Origin of the sequence: Haemophilus influenzae, assembly GCF_900475755.1 — a bacterium.
GTDB classification, from domain to species: domain Bacteria; phylum Pseudomonadota; class Gammaproteobacteria; order Enterobacterales; family Pasteurellaceae; genus Haemophilus; species Haemophilus influenzae_D.
The window spans coordinates 588,211-612,126 of the sequence record NZ_LS483411.1; the positions used below are offsets into that span (position 1 = coordinate 588,211).

At 37.4% G+C, this 23,916-nt stretch carries 24 protein-coding genes and 2 tRNA genes; 11 read left to right on the forward strand and 15 right to left on the reverse strand.

Features of this window, described 5'->3' with window-relative positions:
• Nucleotides 1-36: 36 nt before the first annotated feature.
• The 7 genes from DQN24_RS02960 (at nucleotide 37) to DQN24_RS09265 (ending at nucleotide 4,207) form a co-directional block, all read left to right on the forward strand.
• The gene (locus DQN24_RS02960; RefSeq protein WP_005629464.1) at nucleotides 37-366 is read left to right on the forward strand and encodes a YbaB/EbfC family nucleoid-associated protein; all 330 of its coding nucleotides are present in this window, start codon (nucleotides 37-39) and stop codon (nucleotides 364-366) included.
• A 132-nt stretch (nucleotides 367-498) separates the two neighbouring features.
• Nucleotides 499-1,101 (forward strand): recombination mediator RecR, encoded by a 603-nt coding sequence (gene recR, locus DQN24_RS02965; RefSeq protein ID WP_021034375.1) that lies wholly within the window; start codon nucleotides 499-501, stop codon nucleotides 1,099-1,101.
• Nucleotides 1,102-1,116: 15 nt separating this feature from the next.
• Nucleotides 1,117-3,072, forward strand: a complete 1,956-nt coding sequence (locus DQN24_RS02970) for a DNA topoisomerase III (RefSeq protein ID WP_111695368.1) — start codon at nucleotides 1,117-1,119, stop codon at nucleotides 3,070-3,072.
• 108 nt (nucleotides 3,073-3,180) lie between these two features.
• Nucleotides 3,181-3,522 carry a preprotein translocase subunit SecG gene (secG, locus tag DQN24_RS02975; RefSeq protein ID WP_021034373.1) on the forward strand — a complete coding sequence of 114 codons (342 nt, stop codon included), beginning with the start codon at nucleotides 3,181-3,183 and terminating at the stop codon, nucleotides 3,520-3,522.
• A gap of 24 nt (nucleotides 3,523-3,546) precedes the next feature.
• A tRNA-Leu gene (locus DQN24_RS02980) sits at nucleotides 3,547-3,632 on the forward strand.
• Nucleotides 3,633-3,724: 92 nt separating this feature from the next.
• On the forward strand, nucleotides 3,725-3,916 hold the full coding sequence (locus tag DQN24_RS08975; protein ID WP_172453994.1) for an integrase arm-type DNA-binding domain-containing protein: 192 nt from the start codon (nucleotides 3,725-3,727) through the stop codon (nucleotides 3,914-3,916).
• 57 nt (nucleotides 3,917-3,973) lie between these two features.
• Nucleotides 3,974-4,207 (forward strand): phage integrase central domain-containing protein, encoded by a 234-nt coding sequence (locus tag DQN24_RS09265; RefSeq protein WP_416212903.1) that lies wholly within the window; start codon nucleotides 3,974-3,976, stop codon nucleotides 4,205-4,207.
• 174 nt (nucleotides 4,208-4,381) lie between these two features.
• On the opposite strand, the gene DQN24_RS02990 is transcribed toward DQN24_RS09265, so the two are convergent.
• The 7 genes from DQN24_RS02990 to uvrA form a co-directional block, all read right to left on the reverse strand.
• Entirely contained in the window at nucleotides 4,382-4,603 is a 222-nt protein-coding gene (locus DQN24_RS02990) for a sulfurtransferase TusA family protein (protein ID WP_021034372.1), read from the reverse strand.
• Entirely contained in the window at nucleotides 4,600-5,118 is a 519-nt protein-coding gene (locus DQN24_RS02995) for a hemerythrin domain-containing protein (protein ID WP_041175236.1), read from the reverse strand. Before DQN24_RS02995 ends, DQN24_RS02990 begins: the two co-directional genes overlap by 4 nt.
• Before the next feature lie 64 nt (nucleotides 5,119-5,182).
• The gene (gene tgt / locus DQN24_RS03000; protein WP_021034370.1) at nucleotides 5,183-6,331 is read right to left on the reverse strand and encodes a tRNA guanosine(34) transglycosylase Tgt; all 1,149 of its coding nucleotides are present in this window, start codon (nucleotides 6,329-6,331) and stop codon (nucleotides 5,183-5,185) included.
• Nucleotides 6,332-6,675: 344 nt separating this feature from the next.
• The gene (gene queA / locus DQN24_RS03005) at nucleotides 6,676-7,767 is read right to left on the reverse strand and encodes a tRNA preQ1(34) S-adenosylmethionine ribosyltransferase-isomerase QueA (RefSeq protein ID WP_111695369.1); all 1,092 of its coding nucleotides are present in this window, start codon (nucleotides 7,765-7,767) and stop codon (nucleotides 6,676-6,678) included.
• 123 nt (nucleotides 7,768-7,890) lie between these two features.
• A complete protein-coding gene (locus tag DQN24_RS03010; protein ID WP_005668223.1) occupies nucleotides 7,891-8,337 on the reverse strand; it encodes a hypothetical protein in 447 nt (148 codons plus the stop codon).
• A gap of 142 nt (nucleotides 8,338-8,479) precedes the next feature.
• Entirely contained in the window at nucleotides 8,480-12,538 is a 4,059-nt protein-coding gene (gene hap / locus DQN24_RS03015; RefSeq protein WP_111695370.1) for an adhesion and penetration autotransporter Hap, read from the reverse strand.
• Between the two features lie 317 nt (nucleotides 12,539-12,855).
• Nucleotides 12,856-15,687: an excinuclease ABC subunit UvrA gene (gene uvrA, locus DQN24_RS03020; RefSeq protein ID WP_111695371.1), complete on the reverse strand. Its 2,832-nt coding sequence runs from the start codon at nucleotides 15,685-15,687 to the stop codon at nucleotides 12,856-12,858.
• Between the two features lie 153 nt (nucleotides 15,688-15,840).
• Between uvrA and DQN24_RS03025 the strand changes: the two genes are divergently transcribed.
• Nucleotides 15,841-16,347: a single-stranded DNA-binding protein gene (locus DQN24_RS03025; RefSeq protein WP_012054898.1), complete on the forward strand. Its 507-nt coding sequence runs from the start codon at nucleotides 15,841-15,843 to the stop codon at nucleotides 16,345-16,347.
• 177 nt (nucleotides 16,348-16,524) lie between these two features.
• Here DQN24_RS03025 and DQN24_RS03030 read toward each other — a convergent pair whose 3' ends face one another.
• From DQN24_RS03030 to bcp, 4 genes are all read right to left on the reverse strand, one after another.
• On the reverse strand, nucleotides 16,525-17,319 hold the full coding sequence (locus DQN24_RS03030; protein WP_005692201.1) for an energy transducer TonB: 795 nt from the start codon (nucleotides 17,317-17,319) through the stop codon (nucleotides 16,525-16,527).
• Nucleotides 17,320-17,328: 9 nt separating this feature from the next.
• Nucleotides 17,329-17,772, reverse strand: coding sequence for a TonB system transport protein ExbD (exbD, locus tag DQN24_RS03035; protein ID WP_005694050.1), 444 nt, complete (start codon nucleotides 17,770-17,772; stop codon nucleotides 17,329-17,331).
• Nucleotides 17,773-17,775: 3 nt separating this feature from the next.
• Complete coding sequence (exbB, locus tag DQN24_RS03040; RefSeq protein WP_005648856.1) at nucleotides 17,776-18,228, reverse strand: TonB-system energizer ExbB; 453 nt, start codon at nucleotides 18,226-18,228, stop codon at nucleotides 17,776-17,778.
• A gap of 168 nt (nucleotides 18,229-18,396) precedes the next feature.
• The gene (bcp, locus tag DQN24_RS03045; RefSeq protein WP_005653400.1) at nucleotides 18,397-18,864 is read right to left on the reverse strand and encodes a thioredoxin-dependent thiol peroxidase; all 468 of its coding nucleotides are present in this window, start codon (nucleotides 18,862-18,864) and stop codon (nucleotides 18,397-18,399) included.
• A 100-nt stretch (nucleotides 18,865-18,964) separates the two neighbouring features.
• Between bcp and dapA the strand changes: the two genes are divergently transcribed.
• The 3 genes from dapA (at nucleotide 18,965) to hpf (ending at nucleotide 21,116) form a co-directional block, all read left to right on the forward strand.
• Nucleotides 18,965-19,861, forward strand: a complete 897-nt coding sequence (gene dapA, locus DQN24_RS03050; RefSeq protein ID WP_111695372.1) for a 4-hydroxy-tetrahydrodipicolinate synthase — start codon at nucleotides 18,965-18,967, stop codon at nucleotides 19,859-19,861.
• Nucleotides 19,862-19,972: 111 nt separating this feature from the next.
• A complete protein-coding gene (gene bamC / locus DQN24_RS03055) occupies nucleotides 19,973-20,620 on the forward strand; it encodes an outer membrane protein assembly factor BamC (RefSeq protein WP_050948883.1) in 648 nt (215 codons plus the stop codon).
• A 172-nt stretch (nucleotides 20,621-20,792) separates the two neighbouring features.
• The gene (hpf, locus tag DQN24_RS03060; protein WP_005648863.1) at nucleotides 20,793-21,116 is read left to right on the forward strand and encodes a ribosome hibernation-promoting factor, HPF/YfiA family; all 324 of its coding nucleotides are present in this window, start codon (nucleotides 20,793-20,795) and stop codon (nucleotides 21,114-21,116) included.
• A gap of 162 nt (nucleotides 21,117-21,278) precedes the next feature.
• Here the strand turns inward: hpf and DQN24_RS03065 are convergent.
• The 4 genes from DQN24_RS03065 to DQN24_RS03080 form a co-directional block, all read right to left on the reverse strand.
• Nucleotides 21,279-21,368 (reverse strand) — tRNA-Ser (locus DQN24_RS03065).
• 158 nt (nucleotides 21,369-21,526) lie between these two features.
• Nucleotides 21,527-22,423, reverse strand: a complete 897-nt coding sequence (locus DQN24_RS03070; RefSeq protein WP_111695373.1) for a glycosyltransferase family 8 protein — start codon at nucleotides 22,421-22,423, stop codon at nucleotides 21,527-21,529.
• 136 nt (nucleotides 22,424-22,559) lie between these two features.
• Nucleotides 22,560-23,147 carry an RdgB/HAM1 family non-canonical purine NTP pyrophosphatase gene (rdgB, locus tag DQN24_RS03075; RefSeq protein ID WP_111695374.1) on the reverse strand — a complete coding sequence of 196 codons (588 nt, stop codon included), beginning with the start codon at nucleotides 23,145-23,147 and terminating at the stop codon, nucleotides 22,560-22,562.
• Nucleotides 23,148-23,158: 11 nt separating this feature from the next.
• Complete coding sequence (locus DQN24_RS03080; protein ID WP_111695375.1) at nucleotides 23,159-23,884, reverse strand: 3-deoxy-D-manno-octulosonic acid kinase; 726 nt, start codon at nucleotides 23,882-23,884, stop codon at nucleotides 23,159-23,161.
• Between the last annotated feature and the right edge of the window lie 32 nt (nucleotides 23,885-23,916).

The following is a 23,916-nucleotide window of genomic DNA, read 5'->3' on the forward strand; positions in this document are numbered from 1 at the left end:
ATGCACGCAATTTTTGACTTAATAAAGGATAACATTATGTTTGGAAAAGGCGGTTTAGGCGGCTTAATGAAACAAGCCCAACAAATGCAAGAAAAAATGCAAAAAATGCAGGAAGAAATCGCACAACTAGAAGTAACGGGTGAATCTGGTGCGGGTTTAGTGAAAATCACAATTAATGGTGCACATAACTGCCGTCGCATTGACATTGATCCATCTTTAATGGAAGACGATAAAGAAATGTTAGAAGATTTAATCGCGGCTGCTTTTAATGATGCGGTGCGTCGTGCAGAAGAATTACAAAAAGAAAAAATGGCATCGGTTACCGCTGGAATGCCATTACCTCCAGGAATGAAGTTTCCGTTTTAATCAAACACTTGTCTTCCCCTGCTTGCGGGGGAAGGTGTCGCAAAGCGACGGAAGGGGGTTCCCCCCAAGCCTTCGGTAGCTTCCTCCGTAAATAGAGGGAGCGAAAAGTAGCCTTATATTTCATCTCAAATTATGCAAAGCAGTCCACTTTTAGAACACCTTATTGAAAACTTACGTTGTCTTCCTGGCGTAGGGCCTAAATCGGCGCAACGTATGGCTTATCATCTTTTACAACGTAATCGTAGCGGTGGAATGAATTTAGCTCGAGCTCTCACAGAAGCGATGTCTAGAATTGGCCATTGTTCACAATGTCGAGACTTTACGGAAGAAGACACCTGCAACATTTGCAATAATCCACGCCGTCAAAATTCAGGTTTGCTTTGTGTCGTTGAAATGCCAGCAGATATTCAAGCGATTGAGCAAACTGGACAATTTTCAGGACGTTATTTTGTTTTAATGGGACACTTGTCTCCACTTGATGGCATTGGTCCTCGTGAAATTGGCTTAGATTTACTGCAAAAACGTTTAGTAGAAGAATCTTTCCACGAAGTGATTCTTGCAACAAATCCAACTGTGGAAGGCGATGCAACAGCAAACTACATCGCTGAAATGTGCCGCCAACATAATATCAAAGTGAGTCGTATCGCTCACGGTATCCCTGTGGGTGGGGACCTAGAAACTGTAGACGGCACAACGCTTACCCACTCATTTCTAGGTCGTCGTCAAATCGACTAATCTTCTCATACCATTATGCGTTTATTTATCGCCGAAAAACCAAGCCTAGCTCGCGCTATTGCAGATGTGCTACCTAAACCCCATCAACGTGGGGACGGTTTTATTAAATGTGGCGATAATGATGTGGTAACTTGGTGTGTAGGGCATTTGCTCGAGCAAGCAGAACCCGATGCCTATGATCCTAAATTCAAACAATGGCGTTTAGAACATCTCCCTATTATTCCTGAAAAATGGCAACTTTTACCGCGAAAAGAAGTAAAAAAACAGCTTTCTGTGGTGGAAAAACTGATCCATCAAGCGGATACACTTGTTAATGCAGGAGACCCAGATAGAGAAGGACAATTACTTGTAGATGAAGTGTTCAGTTATGCCAATTTAGCTGCTGAAAAACGCGACAAAATTTTACGCTGCTTGATTAGCGACCTAAATCCAAGTGCGGTAGAAAAAGCAGTAAAAAAATTACAACCTAACCGTAACTTTATTCCTCTTGCCACATCCGCACTCGCACGAGCCCGCGCCGATTGGCTTTATGGCATTAATATGACCAGAGCCTATACCATTCGTGGCAGACAAACTGGCTATGATGGCGTGCTTTCGGTTGGTCGAGTGCAAACCCCTGTGCTGGGTTTAATTGTACGTCGAGATTTGGAAATTGAACATTTCCAGCCCAAAGACTTTTTTGAAGTACTAGCTTGGATTAATCCAGAGAGTAAAGAAGAAAAAACTCGGGAGAAATCAACCGCACTTTTCAGTGCCTTATGGCAACCCAGCAAAGCTTGTGAAGATTACCAAGATGATGATGGCAGAGTACTTTCTAAAGGCTTAGCTGAAAACGTTGTAAAACGTATTACAAATCAACCTGCGGAAGTAACCGAATACAAAGACGTTCGTGAAAAAGAAACGCCACCCTTGCCTTATTCCCTTTCTGCGTTGCAAATTGATTCGGCAAAGCGATTCGGTATGTCCGCTCAAGCCGTATTAGATACTTGCCAACGCCTGTATGAAACTCATCGTTTGATTACTTATCCGCGTTCTGATTGTCGCTATTTGCCCGAAGAACATTTTGCCGAACGCCATAACGTATTAAATGCAATTTCAACCCATTGTGAAACTTATCAACGCTTACCAAATGTTATTTCAACTGAACAGAGAAATCGTTGTTGGAATGATAAAAAAGTAGAAGCTCACCACGCAATTATCCCGACAGCCAAAAATCGTCCAGTAAATCTAACACAAGAAGAACGTAATATTTACAGCCTTATCGCTCGCCAATATTTAATGCAATTTTGCCCTGACGCAGAATATCGTAAAAGCAAAATCACATTAAACATTGCTGGCGGTACCTTTATAGCTCAAGCGCGAAATTTACAAACCGCTGGGTGGAAAGAGTTATTAGGCAAAGAAGACGACACAGAAAATCAAGAACCCTTATTACCCATAGTAAAGAAAGGACAAATTTTGCATTGTGAACGTGGAGAAGTCATTAGTAAAAAAACTCAACCGCCAAAGCCTTTCACAGATGCAACCTTGCTTTCAGCAATGACGGGTATTGCGCGATTTGTACAGGATAAAGAACTCAAAAAAATCCTGCGAGAAACGGATGGATTGGGCACAGAGGCTACTCGCGCTGGCATCATTGAGTTACTTTTTAAACGCGGTTTTTTAACGAAAAAAGGGCGAAATATTCACAGTACAGAAACAGGAAGAATTTTAATTCAGGCATTACCAGATATTGCCACCCAACCAGATATGACAGCTCATTGGGAATCGCAACTCACAGACATTAGTCAAAAACAAGCAAGCTATCAGCAATTTATGCATAACTTGAATCAAATGCTGCCTGATTTAGTCCGTTTTGTAGATCTTAATGCATTAAGACAATTAAGTCGCATTAAAATGATTAAATCTGATAGAGCAAAACCTAAAAGTGCGGTAAAAAAATCGAGTAAATCAAACGGTGAAACTGATTAAAGTTAAACCAATTAATATTTTTTTTATGCAAAGCACTTGCGAGAAAATTGAATTTTCTATAACATTCACGACCAGTTTTCTTGCAAAATTGCAAATTAGAGAGAAAAAATGTATCAAGTTCTTTTATTTATTTATGTTGTTGTCGCGATTGCCTTGATCGGGTTTATTCTCGTTCAACAAGGTAAAGGAGCGAACGCTGGTGCATCTTTTGGTGGTGGCGCATCAGGTACAATGTTTGGCTCTGCTGGTGCAGGTAACTTTTTAACACGTACCAGTGCGATTTTAGCAACTGCATTTTTTGTTATTGCTCTTGTTTTAGGTAACATGAATTCACATAAAGGCAATATTCAAAAAGGTGCTTTTGACGATTTATCACAAGCTGCAGAGCAAGTTCAGCAACAACAAACTGCTCCAGCGAAAGAAAATAAAAATAGCGACATCCCACAATAAAATAGGATTAGCATAAAAATTAACGCTCTGGTGGTGGAATTGGTAGACACGCTATCTTGAGGGGGTAGTGACCACAGGTCGTGCGAGTTCAAGTCTCGCCCAGAGCACCATTTGACTAAACAAAGCCCCGCGAAACTAATCGTGGGGTTTTGTTTTATCCAGGTTTCACAAGGGTTTATAGCACTTTAACCCCTCATATCTAATCTTACCTAGTGGTTCTAAAAGCTGGCGATTTAACTACGCTAGACCACTCACAGGGAAAAGAACAAAAATAGCCTTAGGCGGTTATCCAGAATTATCGTTAGCAGATGCCCGTGCTAAACGTGAAGAATATCGTGCGTTACTTTCGAAAGGTATCGAACCACAAGAAGAAAAAATACGCATTCAACAATAATATGAAAACTGCTTAAAATATACTTTTCATTCTGTTGCAGAAAGTTATTTTTATGGCATTTATAAAGAAAAGGCTAAAAATTCAGAAACACGAGAAAAGAATTGGGAAAGATTGAAAAATTATATCTTCCCTTATATTGGTGATAAGCATCTATCAGAAATAAAAGTAAAAGAGTTAGTTAGCATTTGTGAAAAAATAGCAGATAGAAGTAACACGCTCAAAAAAAATACACCAGATTATCGGTGTAATAATGGATCGTGCGATAACACAAGGTATCATGGAAAGTCATAATTGCAGACTGGTTTTGAAAAACTATTAATTTGCTGATCTTTTTTAACGGCATTACGATTAAAAGAGACAGTAAGTGCGTAATAGTCAGAAATTGGTTTTAAAATGCTTGAATTTACTGACTTCGATTACATCTATAAGCAAATAGTTTTTGAGTTATTATCTAGTACATTAATTTTATTTTTTCAAGATAACAATAAATTCTTTTTCCGAAGTGTAATATTGTTCGACCAAAGCAACAGAATTTTCTTCGGCAAAAATAGAAAAATTTTCCACCGCACTTTCAATGTTTAAGATCAACATTAGTTCATCATTTTTATCCAAATTTTTTAAGGCTTTTTTGGCACTTAAAAGAGCAATTGGGCATCGAAGTGCGGTTAAATTGAGCTGATATTTCATTCTGTAACTTGACGACGAATGCTCATATTTTTACCCATTTCAGACAACACATCATCAGCTAAAAATTCTCGCCCCATCTCAAATAAAGGTTCTTCTAACGTAATATGACGTTCATAACCTTGAACAAAGCGTTCAATTAAATGTTCATCAATATTTTGACGTTGTTCAGAAATAAGTTCTTCTAACTGCGCAGATAATGCATTCCAATTTTCATGCAAATTTTTGTGCTGTTGTTCCAATTCATCAATGGCACTTTGTGCTTGCGGAGCCACTTTGACTAGTTGAGGGAAAAAATCTAATTCTTCATCATCGTGATGTAAAGGCGCGGCACGATTGAAATAGCTTAAAATCTGCTCAACATCATTTAATACAGCCTGAGTATAGCCGTGTTTTTCTAGATAATCAGGCAAAATGCTTAACTGACGACAAAAACGTTTTACCTTGCTATGGCAGGCATAAAGCATTTCAATAGGTTCATTCCATGTGGCGAATTGTTGAGGTTCAAGAATTTGCATAAAGTTTCCTTTGTTAAAAAGTGCGGTCAAAAAACGTTTCATTTTTCTACCGCACTTTCATTCATTATGATTTATCTGCTAATTGTAATGGCGGAACGGGTTTGCCCATACGAGCATAGAATTCTACTACAAAATCATCGAAACGATCATCTTCTATTGCTTGACGAATTTCAGCCATTAAACGTTGATAATAGCGTAAATTGTGAATGGTATTTAAGCGTGCGCCTAAAATTTCACCACACTTATCTAAATGATATAAATAAGCTTTGGTGTAGTTTTTGCAGGTGTAGCAATCACATTCAGGATCTAACGGACTGGTATCATCACGATATTTTGCATTACGGATTTTAACAATGCCATCAGTCACGAATAAATGGCCGTTACGTGCGTTACGGGTTGGCATTACGCAATCAAACATATCAATACCACGGCGAACACCTTCCACTAAATCTTCTGGCTTACCCACGCCCATTAAATAACGTGGTTTATCCGCAGGAATTTGTGGGCAAATATATTCTAAAATGCGGTGCATATCTTCTTTCGGCTCGCCAACAGCTAAACCGCCCACCGCATAACCGTCAAAGCCAATATTCACTAAGCCTTCTAGTGATACTTTGCGTAATTCTTCAAATACGCCGCCTTGAATAATACCGAATAGCGCATTTTTATTGCCTAATTCATCAAAGCGATCACGGCTACGTTTTGCCCAACGAAGTGACATTTCCATAGATTTTTTCGCATAATCAAACGTTGCAGGATATGGTGTACATTCATCAAAAATCATCACAATATCTGAGCCGAGATCATATTGAATTTCCATAGATTTTTCAGGCGAAAGGAAAATGCGCTCGCCGTTAATTGGGTTTTGGAATTTCACGCCTTCTTCTGTAATTTTACGTAATTTACCTAAACTGAATACTTGGAAACCGCCACTGTCAGTCAAAATCGGGCGATGCCATTGCATAAAGTCGTGCAAATCGCCGTGTTTACGCATAATTTCTTGCCCTGGACGTAACCATAAATGGAAAGTGTTACCCAAAAGAATTTCTGCACCTGTCGCACGCACTTCTTCTGGCGTCATGCCTTTTACCGTGCCATAAGTACCTACTGGCATAAATGCAGGGGTTTCTACACTGAACGTGCCTTGTGGACGCTCAAATACTAAACGACCACGACGAGCACTGCCGCTTATTTTATCTAATTCATACTTCATTTTAGCTCCAACGAATAAACAGTTCGAAGATTTTTATGAATAAAAAAGCCTGTTCAAAGTTACAGGCTTTATGCTATCATATTTTTAATGCTCTTTGAGCAGAGGCGGATCTGCTAAAATCAGTCCGCCAGTACGCACCTGACGGGCTGCTTAGTAGATCCTTCATTTGTAATCAAATTGAGGATAAAAACTATGATTAATCTTATTATTAAACTAGTCATTGTTATTCTACTTTGCCTACTATTGAAAGGTAGCGCTGGCAGGTAGATTCTCCGACACAAGGGATGGTTACAGCCATCTCTTGTTCTTTATTGTAGGTGCTGACTAATTACAAGTCAAACAACTTATTCTAATCCTTTTACATTTGGATTTTTAGTAATAAACATCGCATCACCATAACTGAAAAAACGATAGTGATTTTCGACCGCACTTTTATAAGCATTCATTGTATTTTTATAACCAGCAAAAGCTGAAACTAACATAATCAATGTGCTTTCAGGTAAGTGGAAATTAGTAATTAAGCAATCCACCACTCGGAATTTTTTCCCTGGATAAATAAAAATAGCGGTATCAGAAAAATAAGGCTCAATTAAATCAGGGTTGCCAAATTCTTCCGCAGAAAGTGCCGCACTTTCAATAGAACGAACGGAAGTTGTTCCCACTGCAATTACACGTTTGCCCGCTTTTTTTGTTGCAATAATCGCATTGCAAACTTCTTGAGAAACTTCCACGTACTCTGCGTGCATTACGTGATCTTCAATATTTTCCACACGAACAGGCTGGAATGTACCCGCGCCTACGTGTAATGTAACAAATTCAAAATTCACGCCTTTCGCTTTGAGTTTTTCAAGTAAATTTTCATCAAAATGTAAGCCCGCTGTTGGTGCCGCGACTGCGCCTGGGACTTTACTATAAACCGTTTGATAACATTCTTGATCAGCTTTTTCATCTGGACGGTCAATATAAGGCGGTAATGGCATATGTCCAATGGCTTGCAACACATCTAAAAGAGCGGTTGATTTATCACTTAATTCCACTTTAAACAACGAACTATGGCGTGCTGTCATTACCGCTTTAATGCCATTATTTTCGCCTAATTTATCTTCACCTAAAAATAATTCAGCCCCTTCTTTAGGGGATTTCGATGAACGAATATGCGCTAAGAAACGATGTTCGTCTAACATTCTCTCAACTAAAACTTCAATTTTTCCACCACTGGCTTTACGCCCAAACATTCTTGCAGGAATAACGTGCGTATTATTAAAAATCAACAAATCGCCTTCATCAATTAAATCTAATACATCAGAAAAAGTGCGGTGAGAAATTTCTCCGTTTTCGCCATTTAACTGTAATAAACGACAAGAAACACGATCAGTTTTAGGATAACGAGCAATTAATTTATCGGGTAAATCAAAGTTAAAGTCTGAAACACGCATAACAAAATTTAGGTTAAATAAAATAGGCGGTAAGTCTAGTTTGAATTGAAAATGATCTCAAGAAAAAATCTCCCCTCGGGGAAGATAAAATAACCAGCAATTATGCTGGTCATTTGGGATTAATTATAAATTTGCTTTTTTAGTTGCTTTTACGTTTACATCACAATTTTTAACGATGATGTTATCGCTAGATTTACCTTTTTGAATTAAATTTACAGGCACAACAGAATCAAATTTATCTAACGTTAAGCCACTATCTACATTCCAAACATAATCCCCAGAAACGAAACTTGTAAAGTCATTTTGTGATTTATCACGAGTAAAATCTTTCGCAATAATGCCATCGCCCACACTTACCATTGCAGCAACTGGTTCTTGGTTTTCAAATTGATACACAGCAGTCACAGTTTGTTTATTGCAGGAATATACAACTGTTTTATCAGTGATTGTTGGAAGTGTTTGCATTTCAGCTATTTGCGCAGATGATTTTGTCATTTCAGGTGCATCCTTTGCACAAGCAGATAATACAACTGCAGCAGCAAATGCGGGTAAAATTTTAGTTAAATTCATTATTAAATCCTCTTAATTAATCCCTATATAGGGTGCTACTTAGATACCTTTAATAAAATAAAGTTCCATTATTGGAATAAAAAAGGTGGGCTCTGATCTGCCCCACCTTGTTTATCAATAAACGATAAAATTATGTTGATTTTTACCAACGATACCCCAATTTCACGCCCACATTTTGCTGTTTGCCGAGTTGTGAACCTTGAGATTTTGAGATAAAAGCGGAAAGTTGGAAATGTAAAATTTCTGCCTTTAATCCCACTTCTTTTTGCCAATAACGCCCAAATGATTGTTGCAACATCGTGCGATTTACAGTGGTTTGTACGTTAGCGTTTGAAACATCAACATAATTGACGAAGAAATAAGGCTTAACGCTGATATTATTTGTCGGGGTAAACGTATAATCAACTCGAATGCCAGCATTATAGCGATTAAATGCAAGGCTCGGTGTTTGCACTTTCACTTCTTCAGATTGATAATTTTCACGTTCAATAAAATATCGATTAACACCCAAATAAGGCTGAATACCCAATTGCCCTAAACGGAACTGATAACTTGCATTCACACCATAATTTATCGCTTTTCGATGAATTTTTCGGCTTTGTTCTTCAGCCATTTTACTCGCACTAATTCCCGCACCCACGTTTACACCAAATTGTAAATCGCCCCATTGATATTGGGCAAAACCAGACATCATCGTTAATGTCGCGTGATTTTTAACCTGTTCGTCAAAGGTATTATCTGAACGGCTATGCGAGAAAACCGCCCCAATTCGTCCATTGGCTAAGGCTTTTTGCACCCCAATTTGACGCAAGTTCGTTTTCTGCTGATAAGCACGGAATGCATCAGAATCATAGCGTCTTTTATCCTGTGCGATATTTGTCCACACAGCAGATTGTGCTTGATCTACAAAAAGACGATCCAATTCATCTTGAACGGAAAGCATACTATTTACTGTTGCAGACAACTCCGATAACGCACTATTTGAGTAACGGCTGATCAATTCTTTTTGTTTGCGTTGTTTTTTCTCTTGTTCCTCTTGAGCTTGACGTTCTTTTTCTGTTTGCTGTTGTTGGACATTAATAACTTCAAGTGCGGCTTGTAATACGTTTAACTGGCTTTGATCAATCGGGGTATCAGAAAACGCTGCTCTCAATGCTCTTTTTGACCGCGCTTTTTTTGCCTTACTTGTTTGTGTTTCAGTAGTCAGAGCTTGTTTGGCTTCTAATGTTTGTTCTGCTTGCTCTGATCTTACTAAGTCATTGCGCAATTCCTGCTCTTTTATTGGGTTATGCAAGCGGAATTCGCCATCATTCTTCACTAATTTATAACGTAATGCACCTGCATCAACGTGGTCATTTTCTAAAGTAAATTTGAGTTTGTCTGATAACGGTTTATTATCTTTGCTTTCAACCAAAGTTAATTGCTCAAGGGCTTCGGGTTCTTTGCCTGTGTTGCGAACAGATAATGTGTAATCGCCCTCAGCGTCATTGGATAATTTTAATTTATCGCTTTTATAGCCAAATAAAGATGAAGTAAATTGGAATGTGCCTTGCCCGCTCAATTTACCATTTACTGTCAATGTGTTGAAACGATGTTCTGCCGATGTTGGCGTTGTTTCCGTCTCTAATGAACGGCGGTGACGTGGCGCATTATTTGAGCTAGCTGAATAAGCTGAATTTAACGTAACAGTACTATTATTTAGCGTTAAATTCTGCAATGTGGCATCGCTAGGCATTGTCCAAGTCGCATTTTCCAACGTCACTGTTGTGTCTTTGTCGCCCTGAATTTGGTGCGAAAAATGGCTGTTTTTTAAAGAAAATTGAGCAGAATCCGTTAAATTCACATTACCATTTAACGTGGCATTATCTACTGTTGCATTTGCGTGATTTGAAAGTTTGATATTGCCTATTTGGGTGGCATTGTTGCTCAATGTAAATTGGCTATGATTTATTAAAGTGACATTACCATTAAGTTTTGCTAAACCATGAATATTCACTGTTGCATTATCAGTTAAATTAATAGAGCCATTAATTTGTGTTGTCGGTATGGAATCAATAACTTTTGTATCGGTTAAATCAACTGTTTTACAAGTCGTTAATCCTGTCCAATCTGAACGCGTGCAAATGGTATTTTTCTGATTTGGCACAACACCAAATGTGGCATTTGCATTATTGCTGACTGTCCAATTTCCCTCAATTGAAGAAACATTGCGAGAAACCACCGCACTTCCGCCTTTAATTTGGAAGTTTTCAGCTTTAAATGTGCGGTTGATCCAATCGTCATCAATAACCACTTCGCCTTTAGGTCGCCCAAGCTCGTTTGGGCGATTTAAATGATTGTAAGCGTGTGGCGTTGGGCGACCACTAAACACTAAAGTGCCGCCTTCTTGAGTAATATTGCCTTTTAAATTTGTGCCACCTGAAAGTAGCAAAGTACGATCTTCTGTGGTTGGTTTATAAATAAGGTTTAATCGTCCATTGTGTTTATTTTTATCTGTTTCGCCAAACCAACCGTTGTAGGCAATTTCTTTGCTGTAATTAAGTTTATTAATATTATTTCCATTAGGTAGAACAATGCTTTCGTTCCCAGTAATAGTAATATTAGCGACTTGAGTTGTATTATGGTTCACAATCATCGCCCCCTCGTCCGTATTTTGGATACGTTTAAAGGTTAATGAATGCCCGTTAAGATCTAAGCGACCACCACGAAAGCCGAAATAAAATTTATCGGTATCAAATTGCTTGTCATCGTTTAATTGAACAGTCCCTCTGCCACTAACTAAGCCTATTTCACTAAAGGCTTGTTTTTTGTTTTGATCGTCTGCCTGCTGCTCTAAGATGACTTTACCATCTCCCACGCTGATCGAACCTTTATTTTCCCCTTTGGCTTTAACGTGTAATGTGCCTTTACCGATTTTAGAAAGGCGATCATTTTCAACGCCATTTACTTTCCAAGTAACGGTGCTATCTTCACTTACATGCACTCCAGCACCTTGCCAAGTTGCATTATTTTCTGAAGATACCGTAAAGTTACCCTCAAAATACAAACCGCCCGCACCTTGGTTGATGTTGGTTGATAAGGTAACAGTGCCGTTTTTTTGATCTCCGAAATACAGGTTTCCACCGTTATTCAAACGAGGCAGGTATATATTTGGACCTTGGTATTGGTAAACATCGTCTTTACCTTCGGCAGGTAATTTGTCGTCTTTTAAACCGATGCGGACTTCAGATGGTCTTCCTGTTTGTTGTTTGACAATGCCGCTGCCGTCGCCTTTGTCTGTAATGGTGTATGCACCATTGCCCGATGGGCTATAAAACGATGTACGCAAATCTTTTTCAAGGATTTCATCAAAAAAAGACTTGCGTACCAGTTGGAATGTATTCTCTGTCCCCGCCCAAGGGTTGCCGGTCCTCAATACGCCGTTAATCAACCATTTTTGTTTTTCCGAATCATAAATAAACATAGGCGAACCGCTGTCGCCGCTTGAGCCTGCAATAGGAATGGGGCCGTAATTGCCCGCTTGGCGCACATCGCCGCTCAGACTTGACCAGCCGCCCCCTGCTCCGCCTTGGTTGTGTGTATTGCCTGCTGTCAGGTAATGATATGCGCCGGCAACTTGGTCGCCGTTGTTTTGATCGTTTCGCCAAAACTGCCACCCGGAGCCGATACGCACGCGTTCGGGATATTTCGTCCTATCTGTATATTTGTTGCCGTTCATATCAGAAGTCATATCGATTGGGGTGGCTTCCGTAACAAATTTATGTAAGCGTGGGTTGTGGTAGTCTTTCTCATAAGGATGCGTTTGATCGTTTTTATAATTATTCCGTTTTGCAATCTTATAAGAAAAACGGTGCTGATCGGGATTGCTTCCCTCTGCACCAAAATCAACATCGCGATAACCTACATTATGCGCCACGCTCACAATATATTGATCGCCCACCAATGCCGCCACGCCGTTACGCGACACCACGGAAAAATCAATCATCGGGGCTTTTGTCATTGATGTGCCAACTAAATTTCCATTTTTATTGTAAACCTCAATATTTTTAGCCCCAACTGTGAACTTCCCTTTATTCTCGGCAAAATCACGATAATATTGGTAGTCAATCCCAAAATAAGTATGACCTGCCCACGCTTGCGATACTATCCCTAATGAAATGCAAGCGGTTAAAAAATTAAGACGAAATACAGTTTTTTTCATAATGTTTATTTAATTAAGTAATTTTTCGTATTAAAAAATACGTGGTTAAACGACTATTGAACAATAAAAGTGCGGTGATTTTCTAAGGGATTTCAGCTAAAAAACGAACTAAAAGGCACAAAAGAAAATAAATGAGTAAAACTATATAGTAATTAAGCCAAAATTTCTAGGTTTTTGCTTAATACTTAGTGGGTAATCTAATCTTGCGATGTGGTAATATTGTATATAATTTACATAGGCGACTAAAGTTAAAACAATATCACTAATAAAATAACCGCACTTTATGTGAGTTTTCTCTGAAAGTGCGGTCATTTTTTCTAAGATTTTTCTAAAATCGGTTTAAGGAAGCGAGCGGTGTGGGAGCTTTTTACTTTAGCAACTTGCTCTGGTGTACCCGTCGCAATAATTTGTCCGCCGCCACTGCCTCCCTCTGGGCCAAGATCGACAATCCAGTCTGCGGTTTTAATCACATCAAGATTGTGTTCAATGACGACGATAGTATTTCCTTGATCGCGTAATCGATGCAGTACTTCAAGTAATTGCTTAATGTCAGCGAAATGCAAACCAGTCGTCGGTTCATCTAGAATATACAAAGTTTTACCCGTATCACGTTTAGAAAGCTCAGTCGCTAGCTTAACGCGTTGGGCTTCACCGCCTGAAAGTGTTGTGGAAGATTGACCTAATCGAATATAGGATAATCCCACATCTATCAAGGTTTGTAATTTTCTTGCAATCATTGGAATCGCATCAAAAAACTCGCGAGCTTCTTCCACTGTCATATCTAAAACTTGATGAATTGTTTTGCCTTTATAACGAATTTCTAAGGTTTCACGATTATAGCGTTTGCCTTTACATTGGTCGCAAGGAACATAAACATCGGGCAAAAAGTGCATTTCAACTTTGAGTACACCATCGCCCTGACAGGCTTCACAGCGTCCACCCCTTACGTTAAAGCTAAAACGCCCAGGATTATAACCGCGCGCACGTGCCTCTGGCACACCTGCAAAAAGCTCGCGAATTGGGGTAAATAAGCCTGTATAAGTGGCTGGATTTGAACGTGGCGTGCGTCCAATCGGGCTTTGGTTAATATCAATAACTTTATCGAAATGTTCTAATCCCTCGATAGATTGATAAGGTGCGTAATCCGTCTTTTCGGCTCGATTTAATGCATTTTGCGCAAGTGGAAATAAAGTATCATTAATAAGTGTGGATTTTCCTGAACCAGACACACCAGTTACGCAAGTAAACAAACCAACGGGAATATCTAAATTCACATTTTTTAAGTTATTACCTGATGCACCTTTAAGTTTGAGCCATTTTTTCTTATCAAGTGCGGTGCGTTTTTTCGGGATTTCGATTTTATCTGCGCCCGATAAAAATTTTCCCGTGATGGAATTTGGATTGAGCATAATTTCATCGGCATTTCCTTGCGCAATAACTTGTCCGCCATGCACGCCAGCACCAGGTCCAATATCAATAATATGGTCAGCTGCACGAATCGCGTCTTCATCGTGCTCCACGACAATTACCGTATTACCAAGATTACGCAAATGAATTAACGTATTAAGTAAGCGTTCATTATCACGTTGGTGCAAGCCAATAGAGGGTTCATCTAATACATACATTACGCCAACAAGTCCCGCACCAATTTGACTCGCAAGGCGAATACGTTGAGCTTCACCGCCTGAAAGGGTTTCTGCAGAACGAGAAAGAGAAAGATAATTCAAACCAACATTGACTAAAAACTGCAAACGCTCGCGGATTTCTTTAAGAATTTTTTCCGCAATTTGCGCTTTTTGACCAGTGAGAGAAAGTGCGGTAAAAAATTCGAGGGTTTCGCCAATGCTTTTTTCCGCAATTATCGGCAAATTGGTTTTTCCAATATACACATTACGTGCTTCGGGTCGCAAACGAGAACCGCCACAATCTATACAAGGTCGATTGCTAATATTTTTCGCTAATTCTTCACGCACCGACATTGATTCTGTTTCTTTATATCGGCGAGCCATATTATTCAAAATCCCTTCAAAAGGATGCTTGCGAATAACCACATCGCCACGATCATTCATATATTGGAATTCAATTTCCTCTTTTCCTGAACCCTGCATAATGATGTGTTGAATTTTCTTTGGCAAAGATTCATAGGGCGCTTCAACATCAAAATGATAATGTTTCGCCAATGATGTAAGCATTTGATAATAATAGAAATTACGACGATCCCAACCTTTTACCGCACCACCAGCAAGAGAAATAGTTGGATTTTGCACCACACGATCTTCATCAAAATATTGCTGCACACCCAAGCCATCACAAGTTGGGCAAGCACCTGCAGGATTGTTAAAGGAAAATAAACGAGGCTCTAATTCTGGCACAGAATAACCACAATGCGGACAAGCAAAATTTGCCGAAAAAACTAATTCTTCTGCTTTCGGATTATCCATATCTGCCACAATTGCAGTGCCACCAGAAAGCTCTAATGCGGTTTCAAAAGATTCGGCTAAACGTGTTGCTAAATCTGACCGCACTTTAAAACGATCAACCACTACTTCAATAGTATGTTTTTTCTGTAAGGCTAATTTTGGCGGATCAGATAAATCGCAAATTTCGCCATCAATACGCGCACGAATATAACCTTGCGCAGCAATATTTTCTAAAATCTTGAGATGTTCGCCTTTTCGATTTTTGACAACTGGCGCAAGTAACATCATCTTGCTGTCTTCTGGCAAACTTAATACTTTATCCACCATTTGACTAATCGTTTGTGCCGTTAATGGAATATTATGATCGGGACAACGCGGCTCCCCTACTCGTGCAAACAATAAACGTAAATAATCGTAAATTTCCGTAATTGTTCCCACCGTAGAACGTGGATTGTGTGAGGTAGATTTTTGTTCAATGGAAATTGCAGGGGAAAGTCCCTCAATAGAATCCACATCAGGCTTTTCCATTAAAGACAAAAATTGACGTGCATACGCCGAAAGAGATTCAACATAGCGGCGTTGCCCTTCCGCATAAAGTGTATCAAAGGCTAAAGAGGATTTTCCCGAACCTGAAAGCCCAGTAATTACCACAAGTTTATTGCGTGGAATAGTTAAATTAATATTTTTCAGGTTATGGGTTCTAGCCCCGCGAATATCGATATTTTCCATAAAATAACTCAAAAGTATAAAATAAATGTAAATTTTGCGATCATTATCGCATATTTTAATATCTGTGCAAATATCCAGTTAAAATATATAGATCTTTTAAAAAATTTCAGGCAAAATAACCGCACTTTTTTAGATAAAAAATGAGGTTTTTTTATGGCTGGAATTAATAAAGTCATTATTGTAGGTCATTTAGGTAATGATCCTGAAATTCGTACTATGCCAAACGGCGATGCCGTTGCAAATATCAGCGTAGCAACCAGTGAAAGCTGGAACGACCGTAATACTGGCGAACGCCGTGAAGTAACAGAATGGCACCGCATTGTATTCTATCGTCGTCAAGCAGAGATTTGCGGCGAATATTTACGCAAAGGCTCTCAAGTGTATGTGGAGGGTCGTTTAAAAACACGTAAATGGCAAGATCAAAACGGTCAAGATCGCTACACCACAGAAATTCAAGGCGATGTAATGCAAATGCTTGGTGGGCGTAATCAAAACGCAGGTGGTTTCTCTAATGAGATGGGATCTTCACCACAACCTTCTTACCAAGCTCGTCAAACTAACAATGGTAATAGTTATCAATCATCTCGCCCAGCTCCACAACAAGCTGCACCACAGGCTGAGCCACCAATGGATGGATTTGATGACGATATTCCGTTCTAAATTACATAGATTGAAAAGTAAATGATAAAAATCAAAGAGAAGCTGAATAAAAGAGAGCTTCTCTTTTTATTTTACTAATTAAAAGGACTAAATCTATGATTATAGATTTAGCCCTTAATTTTATAGCTTTAGTTTTAGGGAAGATTAATTGCTACCATTTATCTTCCATATCACATTTTATTGAAGAGTAAAACTAATTTGCACACTTAAACTCGAAGGAAATCCTGCGGGTCTTGTTCCAACAGAGCGAGATACGTTAATAGCGTCTAATGCCGCCTTATCTAAACTTTCATCGCCTGAGGATTTTGTAACCTTAGCACCACTTAATGAACCATCAGCTCCTACATTAAAAGATACACTCACTTTTCCTTGTTTGCGCATTATCTTCGCTCGAGTTGGATAACGTTTATGGCTTTCAATTTCACGGCGGATTGCAGAACGGTAAGCCGCTATTTCACTCGTATCCGTTCCACTTCCTGCTACCTGTGCATTGCTATTAGCTGCACTTGTTGTACTTGCTTTATCATTTACGTTGGCACTTGAATCAATATTTTCATCGCCTTTTGGTAGCTCTTTATTGATTGGTTTCTTTTGTGGTTTAACCTCTTTTTTAGGTTTCTTCTTCGGCTTTTCTTTTGGTTTTGGCTTTTCCTTTTCCGGTTCTTTGATTTTTTTCGGTTCAGGTTTTATTGTTGGATCTTCTACAATTTCTTGTTTTTCTGGTTCTGGCTCTTTTTGTACATTTTCTGGCTCAGGCTCTGGCTCTTTTTGTACATCTTCTGGCTCTGGAGCAGGTTCTTCCAACACCATGCCCTGTAATAGCTCCATAGAAATACTTGTAGATATATCGCCTTGTGCGCTATTTGCACTATCACTTGGCTCATTCCAATTCCATAAGATAAATCCTATAACAATACCGTGTGCGATCAAAGAAATAAGCAAACCCAATAGCGAACGTTTTGTTTGCTGCATAATTATTCCTTACGGCGTAGTTGGTACAGATTGAGAAGGAGTAGATTCTTGAGAATTTTTACCCGCACTTTTTCCCTTATCTTTCATAGAAACAATTGCCACATTTTTGATTTCATTTTTAGAAAGCATATCTGTAATCGTCACAAAATCTTGGAAAGAGGCTTCGGCATCAATTTTTAAAGTTACTTTCTGATCTTTATTCCATTGAGCAATTTCTGCCTCTAGAGCTTCTTGAGAAATAGGTTTATCATTAAAATAGAGTTGTTTATCCGCTGTCACTGTCAATAATTTAGCTAGCTCGTCAGATTTAAATGCGACCGCTGTACTAGCTTTTGGTACATTTACTTGAATTTTACCTTGAGAGATAAAAGATGCAGTAATAAGCACCACAGTAAGTAGCACCAACATAATATCAATGAAAGGGATAATGTTGATTTCATCGAATTTTTTCACGAATTATTCCTTATCTTTTTGTTCGCTTAATACTTTCCATTTTAAACGATTAACTTCAACTTTACGCCCCAAACCGTTATAAAACACCATAGAGGGAATAGCCACTAGAATACCTAATGCAGTTGCTTTTAATGCTAAAGATAAGTGCAACATAATTACACTTGGATCAATATCGCCACCGCCGTGACCGATTTGATAGAAAGTTAATAAAATCCCGATAACTGTACCAAGTAATCCAACATAAGGCGCATTTGCACCGATGGTAGAAATCACTGTCATATTACGGTTTAAATCAATATCTAATGCGTGAATAGTAGAATAATGTGCCACGCTTACCTTTCTTAAAAAAAGATAACGTTCAATTACCATCGCAAGCATAATAATGCTCATCAGTAATAATAAACCGATGATAAAATAATCACTATACTGTTGTAAAAAATCAAAAAGTTGTACCATTTTTTTTCCTTGTTATTTGAGAAATTTTTTTGAGAATATAATTGAGAATGAATTTCAATCACTCGGGGAATTCTAGCAAAGGCTGAATAATGCGTAAACCTTGAATTTAAAAATTTCTGAATTTTTTACCGCACTTTATGTGGAAAAGTGCGGTTATTTTTTGAAATATTATAGGGAACGAAGATAATCAATGATCATTTGATGATGGTCTTTTATCTTAAATTTATCAAATACTTGCATAATAGTTCCGCTTTCATTGATTAAAAAACTAATTCGATGAATACCGTCGTAAGTTCTCCCCATAAATTTTTTTTCGCCCCATACGCCAAATTGCTCCGCAACTTGATGATCAGGATCAGAAAGCAATGTGAAATTAAGTTCTTTTTTCTCAATAAATTGAGCTAATTTTTTCGGGGCATCAGGACTAATACCAAGTACAACTAAACCTAGTGCATCTAATTCGGATTTACTGTCGCGCAATCCGCAGGCTTGTGTGGTACAGCCTGGAGTGAGAGCCTTTGGATAAAAATAAATTAAAACTTTTTTACCACGAAAATCACTTAAAGAAACAAATTTTTCTTGTTGATTTAATAAGGTAAAAGCAGGTGCTTGATTACCAACAGATAATGGATTCATAAAAAACTCCTTTAATGAAAAAAAATTTGCAAATTAAAGTTATTTTAGCGACTATAACAAGTGAAACCAAATAATAAAATTAAAAACCGACGGAGGTTATATGTCAGCGCAAAATTCTTTATTTTCGGGTAGCATAGTTGCCCTTGTTACGCCAATGAATCATTATGGCGAAGTCGATTTTTCCTGTTTAGAAAAATTAGTAGAACACCACATTGAAGCTGGTTCTAATGCGCTTGTTTCTGTGGGTACAACGGGAGAATCCGCCACGCTAAGTATTGAAGAAAATGTAAAAGTCATTGAAAAGACTGTTGAATTTGCCAAAGGACGTATTCCTATTATTGCGGGAGCGGGTGCAAATGCGACGAGTGAAGCAATTACAATGACCAAATTATTACGAGACAGTGGTGTAGCAGGATGTTTATCTGTTGTGCCTTATTATAATAAACCAACCCAAGAGGGAATGTATCAACATTTTAAAGCCATTGCGGAATGTACTGATTTACCACAGATTCTTTATAATGTTCCTAGTCGCACAGGCAGTGATATGAAACCAGAAACAGTTGCTCGTTTAGCTGAAATTGAAAATATTGTAGGCATTAAGGAAGCAACGAGAGATGTTAGCCGAATAGTTAAAATTAAGCAGCTTGCAGGTAAGAATTTTATTGTTTTAAGTGGCGATGATGCAACAGGCTTAGAAGCAATAAAATTAGGTGCTGAGGGAGTAATATCAGTAACAAATAACATTGCAGCAAAAGATATGGCTGATATGTGCCGTTATGCACTCGTGGGAGATTTTGATAAAGCGGAAGAAATTAATGCTCGTTTAATGCGTTTACATCACGACCTATTCATTGAATCCAATCCAATTCCAGTGAAGTGGGCAGCTTATCGATTAGGCTTAATTAAATCGCCACATTTACGCTTGCCACTTACGACACTTAGTGAAGAAATTCAACCAAAAGTAGAAGATGCACTAAAAATTGCAGGATTGTTATAAAAATAAAAGGGTAAGTAATTACCCCTCACTTTTATGTATTATAGATCAGTAAAATGATCAGAAAAGTGCGGTCAGAATTTATCAAATTTTCAATTTAGTTAAGGTTAGTATATGAAAAAAATAATATTGAGTTTAATAACGGCTATTATTCTAGCTGGTTGTTCGTCTAATCCCGAAACCTTAAAAGCAAGCAACGATTCATTTCAAAAATCTGAGGCGAGCATTCCCCATTTTTCCCCTTTGGCTACTGGAGGTGTACAATTACCAAAAGCTGATGATGCTTATTCGTTACCTAATATTGAAGTGAAAAAAAGGGGAGATATTGATATTCGTCCACCATTAATCCCTCTTGCTATTATTCAAAATTCAATAACAAAATTTGATGGAGAACGCTCGTTGATTGTCTATCCAAAACAAGAGGCAAAACTATATAATCTTCAGCAAGTTAAGCGTTTGTTGAAAGAAGAGGGTATTTCATCAACAACAAATGGTTCGATTTTAACGACCGATTGGACAAAAACAGAACGAATTGGCGATAAGTCTATAGAAATAAAATATCAAATAGAACAAGTTATGACACCTGATGTGAGTGCGATTACCGTATCTATTTTGCATATGCGCCGAGATGGTATTATTTTTACACCAAATGTATCAGATAAACAATATTATACTTCGGAACGTTTAAATCGCATTGTTTTAACACTCACTACCGCATACAACAAACAATTACAGGATTTATCAAGCACTTCAATTCAATAGGGTTTCGTCACATAATAATTTTTCGAATATAATAAATGTTTAAAAATGAGACATAGATCATCCTTTTGAAAATTATTCTGATATTTATCTTTAAAGCACTTGAAAATCTAAAATAAGAACACTATTTTGTTATTAACTAGAATTTAAATCACGCAACAAAGAGGTAAATGCTATGACACTTAATATTACCAGTAAACAAATGGACATCACTCCTGCAATTCGTGAACACTTGGAGGAAAGACTTGCGAAGTTAGGTAAGTGGCAAACGCAGTTAATTAGCCCACATTTTGTTTTAAACAAAGTACCTAATGGATTTACTGTCGAAGCCTCTATTGGCACACCTTTAGGCAATTTATTAGCCAGTGCAACTTCAGATGATATGTATAAAGCAATTAATGAAGTGGAAGAAAAATTAGAACGTCAGCTTAATAAACTTCAACATAAAAGTGAATCTCGCCGAGCGAATGAACGTTTAAAAGATTCTTTTGAAAACTAAATACTGTAAAAGATAAAATCTAATCTGGCAGTCTTATTGTAAAATAATATGTCTGTCAGATTAATTTTTTCTTAAATTGGTTTTAATAGAAATAAAGACTAATGAAAGATACAGATTGTATTTATATTTTTTAACGAGATAGATATTATTTGACGGGATTAATGGCGGTGAGAAAGGGATTTGAACCCTTGATGCAGTTTCCCACATACACGCTTTCCAGGCGTGCTCCTTCAACCACTCGGACATCTCACCGTAAAAGGTTCGCAAACTATAAAGATTTACTCTGGTTTAGTCAAGTTTTTTACTATAAAAAATAAAAATCTTTAGAAGATTAGTTAAAAAATAGGCAATAAAGCTATTGATCTAATCCAGAGTTAGAAGAAATTAATAATTATTAAAACAGTTGATTTTTAATAGATGCCATATATTAATTTATCTTTTATTCTCTTTCTTAACCTTTTTATTTTAATTAAAAAAGGGATTTTCTCAAAATGATCATACCAAGATGATGGTATATCAATAATTTTATCCATTTCTTTTAAAAGTAAATTTCCTATATGACAATTTAAGTGACCGCATTTTTTGTGCCAAAATTTATATGGACCACAATAATGAGAAATAATTATTGGCATTTTTACGTGTAATAAATTTTTCTTTTTAATCAAATCTCGATCCGTTGGTGTAAAATTAAATCTATTATTAATAAATTTTACTTTTCCTTTACAGATACCATTTAGAATATCTTGATCTTGGTATTTCATAACATTATTGTATTTATTCATCCAGTTTATTGATTTTTGGAAAATATTTTCTTCTTTCCATTTATTTAAATTAATTAATAATATACCTGCATTAAAATAAGAATATCCTTCTAAACCAATGGATTTTTTATAAGCTTCATTTTTTACATCAATAAAAGTATCTCGACATGCTGCCAAATAATAATTCGTTATATCTATATCCCAAAGTTCTTGAAGTGAAGAGTTTGTTAATGTATCTACATCGATATAAATAGCTTTTTCTATATTCTTTATATATTTAGTTAAATTTAGTCTAGCGTAAGTCGCTAAAGATATGTAATCTATTGTTTTTGGAAAATTTTGAAAATCTGCCTCACAAACAGGCAAGAAAAATACTTTACAAGAATATGCACTTGCTAAATTATTTATTATGGTCTTATTTTCCTGATTTATTTTCATATCAAGAATATAAAAATTTATTTTTTCAGGTGTATTTTTAATAATGCTAAAAATACTTACAGCTAAATAAGTTGCATAATAGTTGTCAGATGAAAATATAATATTTATTATCTGTCTGTCTGTCTGTCTGTCTGTCTGTCTGTCTGTCTGTCTGTCTGTCTGTCATAAAATTATCTCTGATTAACATGTGAATTATTATTTTTAGGGTTATTTTTTATTGATAGATTAAATAATTTTATTAACTTTATAATTTATTTTTTAAAACGCTCAATGCCTTTGCACGATGAGAAATTTTTTTCTTCTCAACCGTTTCTAATTCAGCAAATGTACAACCTTGTTCTGGACTAAAGAATAAACTGTCATAACCAAAACCATTTTCGCCTTTTTCTTCAAAACCAATCACACCATGACACTCACCTTCGGCAATAATTGGAGATGGATCTGTTGGATGCTGTAAAAACACGATACAGCTCACAAATTTGGCTTGGCGTTGATCTTGTGCAATATGTGCAAGCTCTGCCAATAATTTCTCACGGTTTTTAGCATCATTGCCCTCTTCGCCAGCATAACGTGCAGAATACAGACCTGGTGCGCCATTAAGTGAGGAAACTACTAAGCCAGAATCATCCGCAATAGCAGGCAAACCTGATTTCTCTGAGGCATAGCGTGCTTTTAATAAGGCATTCTCTACAAAAGTTAAACCTGTCTCTTCTGGGCTTTCAATGCCTAGATCTGTTTGTGCAATCACTTCAAAACCAAAATCAGATAGGACATCAGCCATTTCTTTTACTTTTCCTTTATTGCCTGTAGCAAGTACGATTTTTTGTTTCATAATCAATCCTTTTATTGATGATAAGCTGACGTTAAATCAGCCCAGTTTTGCTCGGTAAATTGAATATTCATTCGTCCAACTTCTTTTTCGAAGGAACGTTTTAAACGGTTCAGATTCTGCACTTTCCAAAAATCTCCAGATTTTTCGCCGCACTTATCAAAATCCAGTAACCAACATTTTTGCCCTTGTTCAGCTTGTTGAAGCAAAATATTGTGTGCATTCAAGTCTGTATGGCAAATCTGTAAATCATGTAGTTTTCGAATCAAACGACCAATTTGCCTCCAAGTTTCTTTTGGCAATGTTTGTGTTTGTAAAAGTGCGGTTAAATCCTGCGCGTTTTCGATTTTTTCCGTCAAAATATCCGCTTGATAGCAAATACCTAACTTGCCTTTTTGAATACGTGCAGCAATGGGTTTAGGCACAGGTAACCCCGCTTCATACAAACGTTGCAACAAATGAAACTCAGCAAAACTACGGGTAGTTTCAAGATCAGAAAAACGATAACGATCTTTGTTCAGTTTACCCCAAAGTCCGCCGCGATAATAATGACGCAACGCACAATTTACACCAAACCAATCTTCAGTTTGCAAAAAATAAGTGATGCCTCGACCTTTTGCACTTCCTATCACTCGTTCTTGTTTTTGCCAAAATTCCGCTTGGAAAAACTCGGTTGCTTGGTCAAAAGTGCGGTCAAAATTAAAGATAAAATATTGGTTATCTTGTTGGAATTGGTGCATTAGAACGTTGTTATGAATAGAAAATGGGGTCA